Raw genomic sequence first — 16,136 nt, 5'->3', positions numbered from 1 at the left:
AACCGGAGACATTTTGCAAATGCAAACCCTGTCTCCGGTTTTTTTTGTACAAAATTTGAGGAGGATAATGAACATGGAATATCGTAAATTGGGAAGAACAGGACTAAAAGTATCTGAGGTGAGCTTAGGTACGATGGCGTTTGGAAGATGGATTGATGAGGATGCATCTGCTGCGATTTTGGATGCCGCGCTGGATCATGGCATTAACCTCGTTGACACTGCTAATGTATACGGGGAAGGCGAGTCGGAACGTATACTGGGCAATTTGTTAAAAGAAAGGCGCCACCAAATTGTGCTGGCAACCAAAGTTCATGGCCGCGTAGGCGAAGGGGTAAATGATTCGGGGCAAAGCCGCTATCATATTTACAAAGCTGTTGAAGACAGCTTAAAAAGGTTGAAAACCGATTATTTGGATCTGTATCAGGTACATCGATTTGATTCTAATACCCCCCTTGAAGAAACGCTTCGAGCGTTAGATGATCTGGTGCGTCAAGGGAAAGTAAGATACATAGGCGCTTCTAATTTTGCTGCATGGCAGCTTGCGAAGGCTCACGGTATAAGCGCGCTGCACAGCCTGCATCGCTTTGAAAGTCTCCAACCGGAATACAGCATCATCTCGCGTGAAATTGAGAAGGAAATTATACCTTTTGTGCAATCGGAGCAAGTTGGCGTTATCGTTTATAGTCCGCTTGGCAGAGGAATACTCTCTGGCAAGTACCGGGTTGGAGAAGCGCCGCCTGAAGGATCACGGCTTGCGGCAGGCGAGCAAAGGCTGGAGGAGCTTTTGAAGAAAAATGCAATTCCAGTTGCTGAGGCGATTAGACCTTTGGCGGAAGAAAAGGGCCTTACTCAAGCGCAATACGCATTGTCTTGGGTACTAAGTCGTCCTGGCATTACGTCGGCAATTCTAGGCGCTTCGAAGCTTGAGCATATTACGGAGGCTGCAAAAAGCTGGGATGTTAAACTAAGCGCTGAGGAACTAGCGAAGGCCGATGAAGCAACCTCCAATTTGGAGCCGGCAAAAGAAGCCATTCCGAGCTAATTCTATAATTAAATACATTCTACCGTATCAATGGAGGATATCAGAGCAGTGCGTGATATCCTCATTTTTTTATCAAGTTCGGATGGGAGGCGGTAAGCATGGCGGGAGTAACGATTAATCATCTATACAAAAGATATGGCAAAGACAAACACGCGGTTGTGCAGGATTTCCAGCTGGAAATTAAAGATAAGGAATTTATCGTTTTCGTCGGTCCTTCCGGCTGCGGCAAATCGACGACATTAAGAATGATTGCGGGGCTTGAAGAGATCTCCGAAGGCGAGATTTATATTGGAGAGCAGCTCGTCAATAAGCTACCTCCGAAGGACCGTGATATTTCGATGGTTTTCCAGAACTATGCCCTCTACCCCAATCTAAGTGTATATGAGAATATTGCGTTTGGACTGAGGATGCGCAAGCTTCCGAAGCATGAGATCGATTTGGCGGTAAAAAATGCTAGCCGAATTTTGGAGATTGAGCCTTATTTAAATCGCAAGCCAAAGGAGCTGTCGGGCGGTCAACGCCAGCGGGTGGCGCTTGGCAGAGCTATCGTGCGTGATCCGAAGCTGTTTTTGATGGATGAGCCGTTGTCTAACTTAGATGCCAAGCTTAGAGTAACGATGCGAATGGAAATAACGAAGCTGCACAAAAAATTAGGAACAACCTTTATATTCGTTACGCATGATCAGGTGGAAGCGATGACGATGGCGGATCGTATTGTCGTGATGAAGGGCGGCGTCATTCAACAATGTGATACGCCGGAGCTGATCTACTCCAAACCTTCGAATACGTTTGTTGCGAGCTTCATAGGTTCTCCTCAAATCAATTTCATTCATGGACGCGTGCAGGAGAATCCGCAGGGGCGATTAGAGTTTCATACGAATCGTTTTCAACTGAAGTTAAATGAAGTGATGGAGGATATTTTACGCAAAAATAACCAACTAAACAAATCGGTAATATTAGGTATAAGGCCGGAAAATGTGAAGCTGGAAGGCTTGTTCTCGGAGACGATCATTACCGGAACCTATAAGGACAATGAACTTATGGGCGCTGATCGTTTTCTTTATTTAGACATCGGACAGGAGAAGCTGCTTATTGCACGCGTCGATCCCGATAATCGTTTTGCTGAAAATGAGAAAGTGAAAGTAGAGCTTGATCTATCGAAGGCTCATTTCTTTCATAAGGATACGGGTGAAAGATTTACAGAATGATCGGTATTTGCGAAGGAGGGAGGCGGCTTAACCTTTATGAATAAAAAACGGAAATGGCTTGTCTATGGTGCCAGTATTGTCATAGCAGCATGGCTGCTTAATGCTGGAGCGGCAGTAAACTCAGAATCTGGAGACAAAACCGATACGGTCCAATATGACAAGCTCGTAACTACATTTAATTATGAGGTTGACCCTTATTTTAGCGATGCGCTGGCAGCATGGCAGGAGAAGGGGCTGAGCAATGCAACAACTTCAATTCAGCTGGATGCAGCGAAGCCATCTCGTGTATCGAATGAAGAGGAGATCAAAGCAGGCGATTACGACGGTAAATCAAACATACTGATTTGGAATACAAGGAACACAGGATGGGTTGAATATCAAGTTGACGTTGCAGAGAGTGCGCTGTATGAAATCCACGTTTCTTATAACCCTCTGAAGGATGGAAGAAAGGGACCGATCGGGTGGGAGGTAACGATAGATGGCCAAAGACCGTTTAGGGAAGCCTCTTCCATATCCTTATATCGGACATGGGAGGATGTGCGTCCTATTCTGAAAAACTCAGACGGCGATGAAATTCGTCCTCGTTCGATTGATGTGTCGGGCTGGAGCGAGAAGCCGTTAACGGATTCAGGAGGGGCATATGCGCAGCCTTTGCAATGGCATTTCGAACAAGGAACGCATACCATTCGATTGCAAGGGTTTGACCCTGTTGCGCTTGAGCGAATTAAGCTTGTTCCGAGCAAGCAAATACCAGATTATGCTGAAGTTAAGGCTGCGTATGCCGATACGCCTTCTCTTGCAGGCGATGTATTGACGATTCAAGCGGAGGATTTCACGAGCAAAAATGATACGGCAATAAAGCTATTTTCGGATAAAAACTCACGCACGCTGCCGCGGTATACGGGAAGAATTATTTACAATACGGTCGGCGGTCCGCGCTGGCTTGAACAAAATCAGGAAATCTCATGGTCGTTTGAGGTGCCGGAGAGCGGCTTGTACAAAATAGGCTTTCGCGCTCTGCAAAATACGATAGCTCAGAAAACCTCCTACCGGGTCGTTCGAGTGGATGGAGAGGTACCGTTTAAGCAATTTTTAGCGTATGGATTTCCTTATTCTACTGGTTGGAACGGAATGATTTTGCAGGACGAAAAAAAGAATCCGTATTTGCTTAAGCTTGAGAAAGGAAAGCATACGTTGTCGCTAGCCGTCACACAATCGCCTATCAAGTCAATTGTTGTGGATGTCGAGAAGCTGATCGCTCATTTGGATGCGATTGACTGGGATTTGCGTACGATTACAGGTTCGAGCTCGAAGAAGACCATTGACCGCAATCGTACGTGGAACATGGAGCAGGACTTCCCGGGGATGACTGACAAGATGGCGCTGGCAGCGGATGTCATGGAGTCACTGTCGAAGCGGGTAGTGAAAGCAAACGGCAACAAGGATTCAATCAGTCAAGGACTCGATACATCAGCGAAGGATTTGCGTGCATTGCTTAAGAAGCCTGAAGAAATTCCTTATCAGGTCGAAGAGATTTCTTCGATGAGAGAGAAATTCGGTACTTTTATCGATACACTGCTCAAGCAATCGCTGCAGCTGGATGAGGTTTATATTATTCCCGAGAAGACGGATGCTCCGAAAATGGAAGCTGGTTTTTTTGGTCGGCTATGGGGCAGCGCTCAAAACTTTATTTATTCTTTCGATGCGAGGGACAGCCTTAACGACTTGGATGACAAGAAGCTGAACATTTGGGTTCAGCGCGGCAGGGATTACGTGGATCAGCTGCAGCAGCTTGCAGATGAGTCGTTCACGCCAGAAACAGGCATTGAGGTAAAGGTGAACCTGCTTCCAAATGCTGAGCTGTTGCTTATGTCTAATGCAGCTGGCGTGCAGCCGGATATTGCCCTTGGCTTGACGCAGGATTTGCCGGTCGATTATGCCATTCGCGGTACGCTGCAGGATTTAAGCAAGTTTGAAGACTTTGATCAGCTGTATCCGAAGTTCAGTCCGGGATCATGGCTGCCGCTGCACTACGATGGCGGTTATTATGGCGTGCCGGAAACGCAGTCGTTCCAAGTTCTCTATTATCGCAAGGATATTTTGAAGCGTATTGGAGCTGAAATTCCCGAGACATGGGAGGACGTTTATCAGTTATTGCCTACGCTGCAGCAAAACTTTATGAACTTCTACGTAAATCCGAAGGAGTTTACGCATTTTTTCTATCAAAACGGCGTGGAGTTTTATGAACCCGGCGGTGTGAAATCAGGTCTCGATGGTCCAGAAGCATATCGTGCCTTCAAGCAGTGGACGGATCTATTTAATACATACGCTGTGGAGCGGGAGGTGCCGAGCTTCTATCAGCATTTCCGCAGCGGAACGATGCCAATCGGCATATCGGATTACAACATGTATGTGCAGCTTTCGGCTGCTGCGCCTGAGCTGAATGGCCGCTGGGGTATCGCGCTTATTCCCGGTACGAAGCAGACGGACGGATCGATAAGCCGCTGGGCTGGCGGGGGGCAGCGTACGGGTGTCATTTTTGACAAGTCCAATAAAAAAGCAGAGGCATGGCAATTCCTGAAGTGGTGGTTGTCAGCTGAGGTGCAGGAGCAATATGGCTCTGACTTAGAAGCGGTCAATGGCGTCGCTTTCCGCTGGAATACGTCCAACGTGGAAGCCTTCACGCATCTGCCGTGGAAAAAGGAGGATGCTGAAATTATTTTGAACCAGTGGAAATGGTATAAGGATATTCCGAATGTGCCCGGCGGATATTTCTTGGAACGCGAGATTCATAATGCATGGAATCGATCCGTTGTTGGAACGGCGAATTATATGTCCTCCTTGGAGCAAGCCGTTCGGGACATTAACCGTGAGCTTCTAAGGAAGCAGCAGGAATTTGGCTACATTAATGAGCGAGGCGAACAGGTGAATAAGCTGGACATTCCTATTGTCGATCAGCCTTGGGAAGGGATTGATCGTTATGTGGAGTAGATTATGGTCGTATCGCATTTCGTATTTGTTTATCGCGCCGTTTCTTATATGCTTCGCTCTGTTTATTGTTATTCCGATTCTTGCGGCGGTAGGCTTAAGCTTTACCTATTACAACGGGATTGAGCCTCCTCGCTTTATTGGCTGGAGCAACTTTCAGTATTTGATCGCGCAGGATCTGCTGTTCCTAAAATATGCGCTGCCCAATACATTTAAGTTTGCTGTCATTGTTGGTCCCGGCGGTTATGCTGCCGCCTTCCTGCTCGCATGGCTTATTTCACGGCTGCGCGGCGGCGTTCGCAAGTGGGTGGCGCTTGCGATGTATACGCCATCGCTTACCGTTGGCATAGCGATGACGATTATCTGGCTTCCCTTGCTGTCGGGCGATCGCATTGGCTATTTGAACAGCTTTCTATTAAAAGCAGGCCTTATCGACGTGCCAAAGTTATGGGTGACAAGTCCAGAGTTTCTTATGAACTCGATGATCGTCGTCACGTTGTGGTCGAGCATGGGTGTAGGCTTCCTAGCGATGCTCGCGGGTATTCTTAACGTGGATACGATACTTTATGAGGCTGGAAGAATCGACGGCATCAGAAACAATATACAGGAGCTATGGTATATTACGATTCCGTCCATGAAGCCGCAAATGCTGTTTGGCGCCGTAATGGCGATCGTTACGACCTTTAAGACCGGATCCATTGGTGTTGAGCTATCCGGTCAAAACCCGACGCCCGAATATGCCGGGCATTTGATTGTGAACCATATTAACGATTATGGTCTCATCCGTTTTGAAATGGGTTATGCGGCGACGGTTTCGGTGTTTCTTCTTATATTTATGTATTTCGCGAACAAGCTCAGCTGGGGATTGTTCGGTACGAAGGAGGAATAACAGCTGAAACAATCAAGCCTTGGTATAAAAATAAGCTTTAATCTGTTTATGCTCATCCTATCCGTCATCATGGTCCTGCCGATCATTTATATTTTTAATCATGCCTTCAAGCCTTATCATGAATTGTTCGTCTATCCGCCGAGCTTCTTTGTGAAGGAGCCGAACATTCAGAACTTTGTTGAGCTCTTTTGGGTAACGTCCAATTCAATCGTTCCGGTATCGCGCTACTTGTTCAATAGCTTGTTCATTTCGGCTGCGAGTGTTGTTGGCGTGACGTCGGTGAGTGCGCTTTGCGCTTATCCGCTGTCGAAGCATCCTTTTCCGGGCCGCGCATTCATCTTTGCTACGATTATTCTGATGCTGATGTTTACACCAGAGGTAATTCAAATTCCGAGGTATTTGGTCGTCAGCCACCTTGGCATTATGAATACGTACTGGGGGCATTTGCTGCCCGTACTTGCTTTGCCGGTAGGCGTGTTCCTGCTCAAGCAATTCGTGGATCAGATTCCTGATTCACTGCTGGAGGCTGCACGAATAGACGGGGCAAACGAATTTATCGTATTTGCTCGAATCGTCATTCCGATGTGTATGCCGGCCATCGCGACCGTTGCGATCCTCGCCTTTCAGAACTCTTGGGGCAACGTGGAGACATCGATGCTGTTTATGCAGGACGATGAAATGAAAAACTTTCCGTTTTTCCTATCGACATTGACCAATAACTTGGCGAACAATGTGGCACGTCAAGGCGCCGCTGCTGTAGCAGCGCTTATTATGCTCGTTCCGAATTTAATTTTCTTTGTTATTTTGCAAAGCAAGGTCATTTCGACAATGGCGCATTCCGGTATTAAATAAGGGGGAAATCGTTTGAAGAACAGGAGGCTGCGGATTCGTCCGATCATTATAATCCTGATTACGGCGATTTACATAGCTTGGCCCATCTCACCGGCCACAGCCTCGCAGTTACCGTACGAAACCTACTATAAGGATGGATTCGGACAGCTGGTGAAGACGCAAGCGGCTTACATTCCTGCTGGCATTATTGGCACGGATGTTGAGATTACGGAAGCAAACCAAGCTGCGGGAGCCGAAGGGAAAACAAAGCTGCAGCTTAATCAGCCCAAGGATCTATTTGTGGATGATAAGGACCATATCTACATTGCAGACACGGGCAATAATCGAATCGTACACTTGGATGAGCACGGCCAATATATTCGTGAAATCAAAGTAACAGAAAGCCCGCTCAAGAAGCCAAGCGGCATTTATGTCGATGAAGCTGGAGAGATTTACGTTGCAGATACGGGCAACAACCGGGTCGTAAGGCTCGATCAAGAAGGCAAGCTGCTAAAAGCATTTGGCCGTCCGGAGTCCAGCTATTTGCCGCCGGCTTTCAAGTATGACCCGGTTAACCTCATTGTAGATAAGCGCGGCTTTATTTATGTAACGACGCTTGGCGCTTTTCAAGGCTTGGTGCAGCTGGATCCTGAAGGCAATTTCATTAGTTTTTTTGGGCCGAATCGCGTAAGCTTCTCTTTGTTTGACGCATTTAAGCGATTTGTATATACGCGGGAAATGTATCAAAGGGAGCTGAAGAAGCTGCCTGGAGCTATTGCGGGCTCAACGATAGACAAGAACGGATTTATTTATACGGTGACGAAGGAAATTAGCTCGGATCAGGTCAAAAAGCTCAACATCGCGGGTCTCGACCAGCTGGTAGGCAAAGGGGAATTCGCCGCCTTGCAGCCAGTGCGTTCTTACGGAGAGGTATTTCACAGAACTAGGCAAAGTGTAAGTCCTCAGCTCAATGATATTACGGTGGATGGTGCCGGCAACTTTACTGTGATCGACTCTGTAGGCAATATGATTAGCCAATATGATTCGAATGGCAATCTGTTGTTTTTCTGGGGCGGGGATGTCATTACCGCTACGTCCAAGACAGGAATCGTCAAAGCGCCAGCAGCTATTGCGAGCAATTCCAAGGGTGAACTGCTCGTGCTGGACAGCGTTAATAATTTCATTCAAGTGCTGCGGCTGTCTGAGTTCGGCCATCTCGTCCATGAAGCGAATCAATTAACGCAGGAAGGGAGATACGAGCAAAGCGAGCCGCTCTGGAGCGAGGTTCATCGTTTAAATGCACAATATACACCGGCACTGATCGGTTTGGCGAAGGCCGCTTACAAAAAAGAGGAGTATGCAAGGTCGGAGCAGCTGTTTTATCAGGCGGGCGTAGTAGGCGGCTATTCAGAATCCTTTTGGCAAAATCGGTTGACATGGTTTCAGAAGCACTTTGGCGTCCTCATGAATGTGGCGCTCGTGCTCGGCGTCGTGTATCTTCTATGGAATGCTTTATCCAAAAAGCTTCGCTTAAAAGGCAAATCGTCAGCTAAACGCAGTGCTAGGCATCCGATACTTGAACAGCTGCAGCATATGTTCTATTTAATAAAACATCCTGTAGACGGCTTCTATGCTATTCGGTACGAAAACAAGGCAGGTTGGTTAAGCAGCATACTGATACTTATATTTGCACTAGCATCGTACGGATATATACAGGCGGGAACAGGCTTTGTCTTTAACCCTGCTGTGCATGTCGGTATTGATCTGTTTCCCATTACGATTCAATTTGTTGGGATTTGGCTCGGCTTTGTCGTCTCCAACTATTTAATCAGCTCGCTTCTTAGAGGTGAGGGACGGTTCCGAGACGTATTTTATGGCAGCTGCTACGCCTTATTTCCGATTATTCTCATCGGTATACCTGTAACTCTGCTCTCCAATGTGCTGACCTTAAACGAGCTGGCGATCTTTAAGTTTTTGAAGCTGTTTATCGTTTTATGGGTAGTCTTCCTGTTCATATGGATGGTGCAGGGCATACACAACTACACCTTTATTGAAGCTATTTTTATTATTCTACTATCGTTACTTGCGCTTGCTATTATTGTCATTCTCATTTTCATCTTAATTAGCTTAAGCATAGAATTGGTCAACTTTATTAATTCCTTATATCAGGAGGTGATCATCCGATGACTGTGCGCAAAATAAACATAAAGCTCGTTATGAAGCTGCTGCTCTCTGCTGTTTTGCTGATCGGTATAGGATGGTTTGCTCTTGTGGCGGTTGGGTTATGGGGCAAGCCCGCTGATGTGGCCGTAGTTGCTGGAAATCCATTTGAAATGAAAGGAACCGTTCCCTATAAGGCGGGATTGCCAGTTGAAGCAAATTTTGAGCAAATCGCAGAATCAGACCAATTAAAGCTACTTGTAGATAAGGCATCTGCTCACTTCCAAGTAATCGATAAAGCAACAGGGAAGATATGGCGTTCTTATCCAGAGCCGAAGTATTGGGAGGAAGAAACGGTTCCGAATACGTGGAAAAATAATTTAACTTCTCCTGTCATTATTGAATACGTAAATGCAAAAAACTACAAATCCTCCTCTGTAACTGCCGGATTAATCGAGAACCAAGGTTACTTGGAAAATTTCCAGGCTGCGGAAAATGGATTCACAGTGACCTTCGCGCTGCCGAAGGTGCAGTTGAAAATTCCGATTGAGGTGCGTCTGCACAAGGATTATGTAGAGACGAGAATTTTGGATGAGGGAATCGTAGAAGGCGCATTAAGCTTATTGAATATTAAGCTATATCCTTTGTTTGGGGCCCAGCCGTCTGCTGGGCAGGAGGGTTACCTTTTGCTGCCGGACGGCTCCGGTTCGTTGATCCATTTTGAGGCAGATCGTTTGATGCAGCAGTTGACCTACAATGAGAGTGTTTATGGGCAGGATCTATCCTATTACAACGAAAATACAGGCAGACAGGGGATTACGATGCCTGTATTCGGCCTAAAGTCAGGAGATCAGGCGTTTGTTGCGATTATCTCTGAAGGGGAGGCGTTCGCGAATGTTTATGCAGCGCCGTCAGGCGCGGTGGGCCGCTCAAACTGGGTGACGACCGAATGGCAGTATCGGAAGAAGTTTTTCCAAAGTGTAAGCAAGAGCACGGGTGAAGGCTTCTATACATACAGCGGCGATAAGTTTATAACGAATGCTCGCGCAACACGTTATTATCCACTGCTCCCTAATAAAAGTGATTATGCTGGCATGGCGGAGGTTTATCGCAATTATTTGATTCAAGAGCAGGGTGTAAAACCGCTGGAAACAAATAAAAAGGACATTCCGCTGTTTGTGGACATTGTAGGCGCAGACATCGAGAAGGGGCTTTTTGCAGATTCATATTTAAAAGCGACCACGACAGAAGAGGCGACCGAGCTTGTTCGTTCGATTTATGACAGCGGCATTCAGCATCTGCAAATTCAATTCTCAGGGTGGCAGCAGGACGGTTACAGCACGCATGGCGGCTACTTTCCTGTAGATAAGCGCTTAGGTGGAAACAAAGGGATGAAAAGCTTTATTTCCTTCGCTCATACCTTGGATATTCCGGTTTATTTGACTGCGAATTATACGCTCAATACGAATGGCGATGATCGGTTCTGGTGGAGACGCGACGGCTTGCGCAATTTGGCAGGAACGGTGCTGGAGGAAAGGGGAAATGAGGACCAGGACGCAGCGAAGTTTGTAAGCCCGAGGTTTTATGAGAAGGTGGTCTCGGCCGATTTGAACAGCTATAAGAGCTTGGGAGCAGACGGCATCTATTTCGAGGATGGCATCGGCAAGCAGGTCAATACGGATTTCAACAGCCGATACTCGGCGAGCAGGGCAGAGGTTGTCGATGTACAGCGCAGCATTTTGAACAAAAGCAAGGAAGCACTCGGGTCGCTTGCGGCGAATAATGTGAATTTCTATGCGCTAGCCCAAATCGATCATGTCCACCGCCTAACCGCTGATTATTCGTATGATGTCTTCATTAGTGAAGCGATTCCTTTTGCCCAAATCGTTCTCCATGGCTTGCGCACATATTCGCTGGAATGGTCTAATTTGCGCGATGAGTTCGATGATGAGCTGCTTCGCAGCATTGAATATGGGGCGTACCCTGCTTATGTGCTTAGCGGCGACAAGGCAGCTGATTTGAAAAATTCCTATTCCTACTGGTATTACAGCTTGAACTATAAGGATTGGATCGATCATTTACGAGCTGAATATGCCAAAACAAATGAGGCGCTTGCAGCTGTGCAGGAGCAGTTTATTACGGGACATCGTACACTCGCTCCAAATGTGAAGGAAACAGAGTACGGCAGCGATTATCGTATCATCGTCAATTATAATCAGACCGATTACAGCAAGGATGGCATTATCGTTCCAGCAAAAGACTTTGTCGTCATAAAAGGAGGAACGAAGCCATGAGATGGAGTCGCAAGCTGGAAAATACGACAGTTAGAAAGCTCGAAGGCTCCCTATTTATCGCGCCATGGGTGTTTGGCTTCCTCGTTTTTGTGGCTTTCCCGCTCGGCTATTCGCTGTATATGAGCTTTCATCAGGTGAAAATTACGGTGAGCAGCGTCAACTATACGTTTATTGGACTAAGCCATTACCGGGAAATATTGATCGCGAACGGAAGCTTGCTCTATGAGGAGCTGTTCCCGTTTCTAAGGGAGTCAGCCATGATGATTCCGATCATTCTTGTCTTTTCCCTGTTTGTCGCTATTTTGCTTAATTTGCGTTTTCCAGGCAGAACGCTGTTTCGGGTTATCTTCTTTTTGCCTGTTATTTTCTCCTCCGGCCAGATCGTGCAGGAGTTTATTGCGCAGGGGGAAGGCTCTCTCAGCATTATGGAGACGCTGCGTATCGACTATTATTTGCGTGAATACGTTCCGGGATCATGGGCGGCTCCGATACAAAAGGTTATGAGCTCATTTGTGCTTGTCCTTTGGTATTCAGGCGTGCAAATTCTAATTTTTCTCGCGGGACGCCAGACGCTGCCGGCATCAGTGTACGAGGCTTCCCGTATTGACGGCTCTGGACCTTGGAATACATTTTGGAAAATAACGCTGCCCGGACTTGTCCCTTATATTTTCTTGAACTTAATGTACACAGTAGTCGACTTATTCACCTTCCCATCCAATCCGATTGTCAGCCGAGTGAATACGAGCAATTATGGCAGCTCCAGCGCTTTGGCATGGATCTATTTTTTAATCATCCTAACCTTCGTACTCTTGACCTTATTGCTATACAGCCGAGTGGATAAGTCGCTTTCAGGAAAACGATAAGTGGGAAAGAGAGGTGAGCGTTCATGAAAATTGTGAAAAAAGGAAATGAGATTGCGACTAATCTATATAGCGATGAAAAGCTGCGAAGAAGCTTGACTGGTCTCAGGTATCGGCTGCTTGGAGCTGAAATAGATAAGGGCATTCTCTTCAAGCTGTTTGTTTATATTATTCTGATCAATGTCGCCTTCATCTATATGAAGCCGATTCTATACATGGTGACGACGATGGTGAAGGATGCGAGAAATATTCTTGACCCTACCGTTATTTGGGTGCCGCGGTCCATATTTTTGGGGCATCTGCAGCAGGCGAGTGAAATGCTGAATTACACGAAGAGTTTCCTCATTAGCGTCTCGCTGGCTTCTTCCGTAGCGGTGCTGCAGGTATTTTCCTGTGCAATTGCCGGTTATGCGTTCGCAAGGCTGGAGTTCCCCTTCAAAAAAGTATGGGGAGCTCTGCTGTTGTTTACGTTTATTATGCCGCCGCAAATTACGATTTTGCCATCGATTATGCTCTTTAAAGAGTTCGGCTGGCTGAACACGTTTTTGCCGATGGTTGTCCCCGCTTTATTTGGCCATGGCTTGAAAGGAGCGATGTTCGTAATCATCTATCGATCCTTCTATTCCACATTGCCCAAAGAGCTGGACGAGGCTGCGCGTATGGACGGCGCAGGCCCTTTCCGCCTGTTCTTTCGCGTCATGTTTCCGCTGTCGAGGTCGGCTACCGTTGTGGTCGTACTATTTTCCTTCGTCTGGAACTGGAATGATTTTTACTTTCCGTCACTCTTTATGTTTACTGCGGAGAACGTACCTCTCTCCATTACGCTGGCAAGAATGGCTGGCGAGATGAAGCTTGCAGAAGGAGCGGGGGAGATTACCGTTTATGCCGAAGCGATCAAGATGGCGGCTTCTTTCCTAATTATTATGCCGCTGCTTGTCGTGTATTTGTTCGCTCAGCGGTGGTTCATTGAAGGGGTAGAACGGACAGGATTGGTAGAATAGTAGATCAAAAAAAACGTTGACATTACGAAGTTGAGATGATAAATTCTTAGCACTTACTATAATCCTTATAAAACCAATTGATTTAATTGGAAATAATCGACCGGATAGCCGGAGATTGCCTTAGGGCAGCTCTGGCTATTTTTTTTGGGGAATTGAACAAGGTATTTCATTCGAAAATGACTTAAGGGGAGTCGTGCGATGAGTGGATCGGAGAGAAAACTAAATCTTAATGCGTTTCTGGCCGCATCAGGCCATCATGAAGCATCGTGGCGGCATGCGGATACGCATCCGGAGCGAGGTGTTGATATTAAACACTACTTGAAGCTGACTCAAATTGCCGAACGCGGCTTGCTCGATTCTGTATTTCTGGCGGATGGCTACTGGGCGGGATCGGGATCGCTTGAACCGTTCACCATGCTGGCAGCATTAGCAGCAGCAACCAAACATATCGGTCTAATTGCAACGGTAGAAACCACCTATAATCAACCGTTTCATATCGCAAGGAAGTTTGCTTCCTTAGACCATATTAGCAAGGGTCGTGCAGGCTGGAATATCGTGACGGGAGCGGGACCGGCTGCAGAACAGTTCAGCAGGGAGCAGCATCCGGAGCATCATGATCGTTATGAATCAGCGGAGGAATTTGTAGAAATCGTCAAGCAGCTGTGGGACAGCTGGGAGGATGACGCGCTGCCAAATGACAAGATAAGCGGCATTCTTATCGATGAAGCCAAGGTTCATACGATTGATTATGATGGGAAATATTTCAAAGTTAAGGGACCGCTGAATATCGCGCGGCCGCCGCAAGGTTATCCTGTACTCGTCCAAGCGGGCTCATCTGAGACGGGCAAGGAATTTGCCGCTAAGCTGGCGGAGGTCATTTTTACTGCTCAACTAACCTTCGAGGAGGCAGCAGCCTTTTATAAAGACGTGAAGTCACGTTTGGCGAAGTATGGCAGGACGGCGGATCAGCTGAAAATATTGCCTGGACTTAGTCCGATATTGGCGGATACAGAAGCAGAGGCGCAGGATCTGGAAAATGAGCTGTTTGAGCTTATCGATCATGAAGGAGCGATTAAGCGGTTATCGGGCCGCTTAGGCGTTGATTTGTCTAATCATTCGCTTGATGACCTTGTCAATTTGGATGGTGCACAAACGACAGATCAGGTAAGCGGCATGAAGAGTCGCCACCAGCTTATTTTGGATTTAGTAGAACGCGAACAGCCGACGCTCAGGCAATTGATCAATCGCTTAGCAGGGGCAAGAGGGCATTTTACTTTTACGGGTACACCGCTGCAGCTGGCCGATGTCATTGAAAAGTGGTTCAAGAATGGGGCGGCTGATGGCTTTAATGTGATGCCACAGGTGTATCCGAGCGGGCTGGAGCGCTTTGTCGATAAAGTTATCCCTGAGCTGCAAAATCGCGGATTGTTCCGTACCTCCTATGAAGTGCAAACGCTGCGTGGAAATCTAGGTTTAGCAAGACCTGCAAATAGCTGGCAGGCCAAAAAAACGGAAGAAGAGGTGCATTTCTAATGAGTGAAGCGAGTCGAAAGGTTCATTTGAACGTTTTTTTGAGAGCGACAGGCCATCATGCGGGAGCTTGGCGGCATCCGGATGCGCGTCCGGATTTGGAACTGGACATTGATTATTTAGGGCAGCTGGCTCGAATCGCTGAGCGTGGCAAGCTGGATTCCGTATTTTTAGCAGATGGATATGCAGGCGGCGGCAGCAAGCTGGAGCCGTTTACGCTGCTCGCAGCACTTGCTTCTGTAACGGAACATATCGGCTTGATTGCGACAGTCGGGACCGTATATAACGATCCGTTCCATGTCGCAAGGCAATTCGCCTCGCTGGATCATATAAGCGGAGGCAGAGCTGGCTGGAATATCGTGACGGGTGCGGGCTCAGCTGCCCATAACTTCAGCAGAGACGAACACCCAGAGCATGCGCAGCGCTACGAGACGGGCGAGGAGTTCGTGGAAGTGGTGAAGCAGCTATGGGACAGCTGGGAAGACGACGCCCTTATTTTCGATAAAAAAGCGGGTAAATTGCTGGATGCAAATAAGGTGCACGAGATCAACTTCAAAGGACATACCTATTCGGTGAAGGGACCGCTCAATATTCCGCGTCCGCCGCAAGGATATCCGGTGCTCGTGCAAGCAGGCTCCTCCGAGCAAGGCAAGGAGCTTGCAGCGAAAACGGCGGAGGTTATTTTTACGGCGCAGCAAACGTTCGATGCAGGCCGTGCCTTCTACTACGATGTGAAATCACGTTTGGCGAAGTATGGGAGAACGGTTGATGAGCTCGTTATTTTGCCAGGGCTCGCTCCGATTGTGGCTGATACGGAAGCGGAAGCGCGCGAGATTGAGGAGGAGCTGCATGCTTTTGTAGATACAAGGCGTGCGCTTGATAGCTTATCGGAGCGATTCACGGTGAATTTGAATGATTATCCGCTGGATGCGCAGGTGCCGCTGGAGAAAGCCAAACCTGCTGAGGAGTTCAACGGCATTCGCAGCAGGCAGGAGGTCATTATCGATGCGGCGCGCAGAGAGAGCTTTACGATTCGCCAGCTTCTTTATCGCAGCAATGGAGGACATGGGCATATCACGTTTACCGGGTCTGTGCTTCAAACCGCAGATTTTATTGAAAAATGGTTTAAAAACCATGCGGCTGATGGCTTCAACGTGCTGCCGCAGCTCTTTCCTACAGGGCTTGAAACCTTTGTAGACAAGGTCATTCCAGAGCTGCAAAACCGTGGGTTATTCCGTTCCGAATATGAAGGTAAGACGCTTCGTGACAGCTTAGGGCTTCAGCGTCCCGCCAATACGCGCCATCTTCAGCAAATATAAATAAATAATAGAAA

11 protein-coding genes are annotated in these 16,136 nt (G+C 47.4%); all 11 read left to right on the top strand.

Going from position 1 to position 16,136, the window contains the following annotated elements; translation table 11 throughout:
* Positions 1-73 precede the first annotated feature (73 nt).
* Positions 74-1,042: an aldo/keto reductase gene (locus BK120_RS18770; protein ID WP_179089825.1), complete on the top strand. Its 969-nt coding sequence runs from the start codon at positions 74-76 to the stop codon at positions 1,040-1,042.
* A 98-nt stretch (positions 1,043-1,140) separates the two neighbouring features.
* Entirely contained in the window at positions 1,141-2,250 is a 1,110-nt protein-coding gene (locus BK120_RS18765) for an ABC transporter ATP-binding protein (protein ID WP_076269033.1), read from the top strand.
* Between the two features lie 36 nt (positions 2,251-2,286).
* Positions 2,287-5,241 carry an extracellular solute-binding protein gene (locus BK120_RS18760; protein ID WP_076269032.1) on the top strand — a complete coding sequence of 985 codons (2,955 nt, stop codon included), beginning with the start codon at positions 2,287-2,289 and terminating at the stop codon, positions 5,239-5,241.
* A complete protein-coding gene (locus tag BK120_RS18755) occupies positions 5,231-6,127 on the top strand; it encodes a carbohydrate ABC transporter permease (RefSeq protein ID WP_083682186.1) in 897 nt (298 codons plus the stop codon). Before BK120_RS18760 ends, BK120_RS18755 begins: the two co-directional genes overlap by 11 nt.
* Before the next feature lie 48 nt (positions 6,128-6,175).
* Positions 6,176-6,979, top strand: a complete 804-nt coding sequence (locus BK120_RS18750; protein ID WP_083682184.1) for a carbohydrate ABC transporter permease — start codon at positions 6,176-6,178, stop codon at positions 6,977-6,979.
* Between the two features lie 12 nt (positions 6,980-6,991).
* Complete coding sequence (locus BK120_RS18745; RefSeq protein ID WP_256710946.1) at positions 6,992-9,145, top strand: SMP-30/gluconolactonase/LRE family protein; 2,154 nt, start codon at positions 6,992-6,994, stop codon at positions 9,143-9,145.
* On the top strand, positions 9,142-11,412 hold the full coding sequence (locus BK120_RS18740) for a DUF5696 domain-containing protein (protein WP_076269029.1): 2,271 nt from the start codon (positions 9,142-9,144) through the stop codon (positions 11,410-11,412). The genes BK120_RS18745 and BK120_RS18740 overlap by 4 nt, the downstream gene beginning before the upstream one ends.
* Positions 11,409-12,275, top strand: a complete 867-nt coding sequence (locus tag BK120_RS18735; RefSeq protein ID WP_076269028.1) for a carbohydrate ABC transporter permease — start codon at positions 11,409-11,411, stop codon at positions 12,273-12,275. Before BK120_RS18740 ends, BK120_RS18735 begins: the two co-directional genes overlap by 4 nt.
* A gap of 23 nt (positions 12,276-12,298) precedes the next feature.
* Positions 12,299-13,273, top strand: a complete 975-nt coding sequence (locus tag BK120_RS18730) for a carbohydrate ABC transporter permease (RefSeq protein WP_076269027.1) — start codon at positions 12,299-12,301, stop codon at positions 13,271-13,273.
* Between the two features lie 198 nt (positions 13,274-13,471).
* A complete protein-coding gene (locus tag BK120_RS18725; RefSeq protein ID WP_076269026.1) occupies positions 13,472-14,806 on the top strand; it encodes an LLM class flavin-dependent oxidoreductase in 1,335 nt (444 codons plus the stop codon).
* Positions 14,806-16,122, top strand: a complete 1,317-nt coding sequence (locus BK120_RS18720) for an LLM class flavin-dependent oxidoreductase (protein ID WP_076269025.1) — start codon at positions 14,806-14,808, stop codon at positions 16,120-16,122. Before BK120_RS18725 ends, BK120_RS18720 begins: the two co-directional genes overlap by 1 nt.
* Positions 16,123-16,136 lie beyond the last annotated feature (14 nt).

The sequence above is a fragment of the Paenibacillus sp. FSL A5-0031 genome (assembly GCF_001956295.1).
Taxonomy (GTDB): Bacteria; Bacillota; Bacilli; order Paenibacillales; family Paenibacillaceae; genus Pristimantibacillus.
This window is presented reverse-complemented; position numbering and strand designations above follow the sequence as displayed.

Coding starts and splice junctions, on each gene's coding strand:
- BK120_RS18770 (WP_179089825.1), top strand. CDS start 74: ATGGAATATCGTAAATTGGGAAGAACAGGACTAAAAGTATCTGAGGTG.
- BK120_RS18765 (WP_076269033.1), top strand. CDS start 1,141: ATGGCGGGAGTAACGATTAATCATCTATACAAAAGATATGGCAAAGAC.
- BK120_RS18760 (WP_076269032.1), top strand. CDS start 2,287: ATGAATAAAAAACGGAAATGGCTTGTCTATGGTGCCAGTATTGTCATA.
- BK120_RS18755 (WP_083682186.1), top strand. CDS start 5,231: ATGTGGAGTAGATTATGGTCGTATCGCATTTCGTATTTGTTTATCGCG.
- BK120_RS18750 (WP_083682184.1), top strand. CDS start 6,176: ATGCTCATCCTATCCGTCATCATGGTCCTGCCGATCATTTATATTTTT.
- BK120_RS18740 (WP_076269029.1), top strand. CDS start 9,142: ATGACTGTGCGCAAAATAAACATAAAGCTCGTTATGAAGCTGCTGCTC.
- BK120_RS18735 (WP_076269028.1), top strand. CDS start 11,409: ATGAGATGGAGTCGCAAGCTGGAAAATACGACAGTTAGAAAGCTCGAA.
- BK120_RS18730 (WP_076269027.1), top strand. CDS start 12,299: ATGAAAATTGTGAAAAAAGGAAATGAGATTGCGACTAATCTATATAGC.
- BK120_RS18725 (WP_076269026.1), top strand. CDS start 13,472: ATGAGTGGATCGGAGAGAAAACTAAATCTTAATGCGTTTCTGGCCGCA.
- BK120_RS18720 (WP_076269025.1), top strand. CDS start 14,806: ATGAGTGAAGCGAGTCGAAAGGTTCATTTGAACGTTTTTTTGAGAGCG.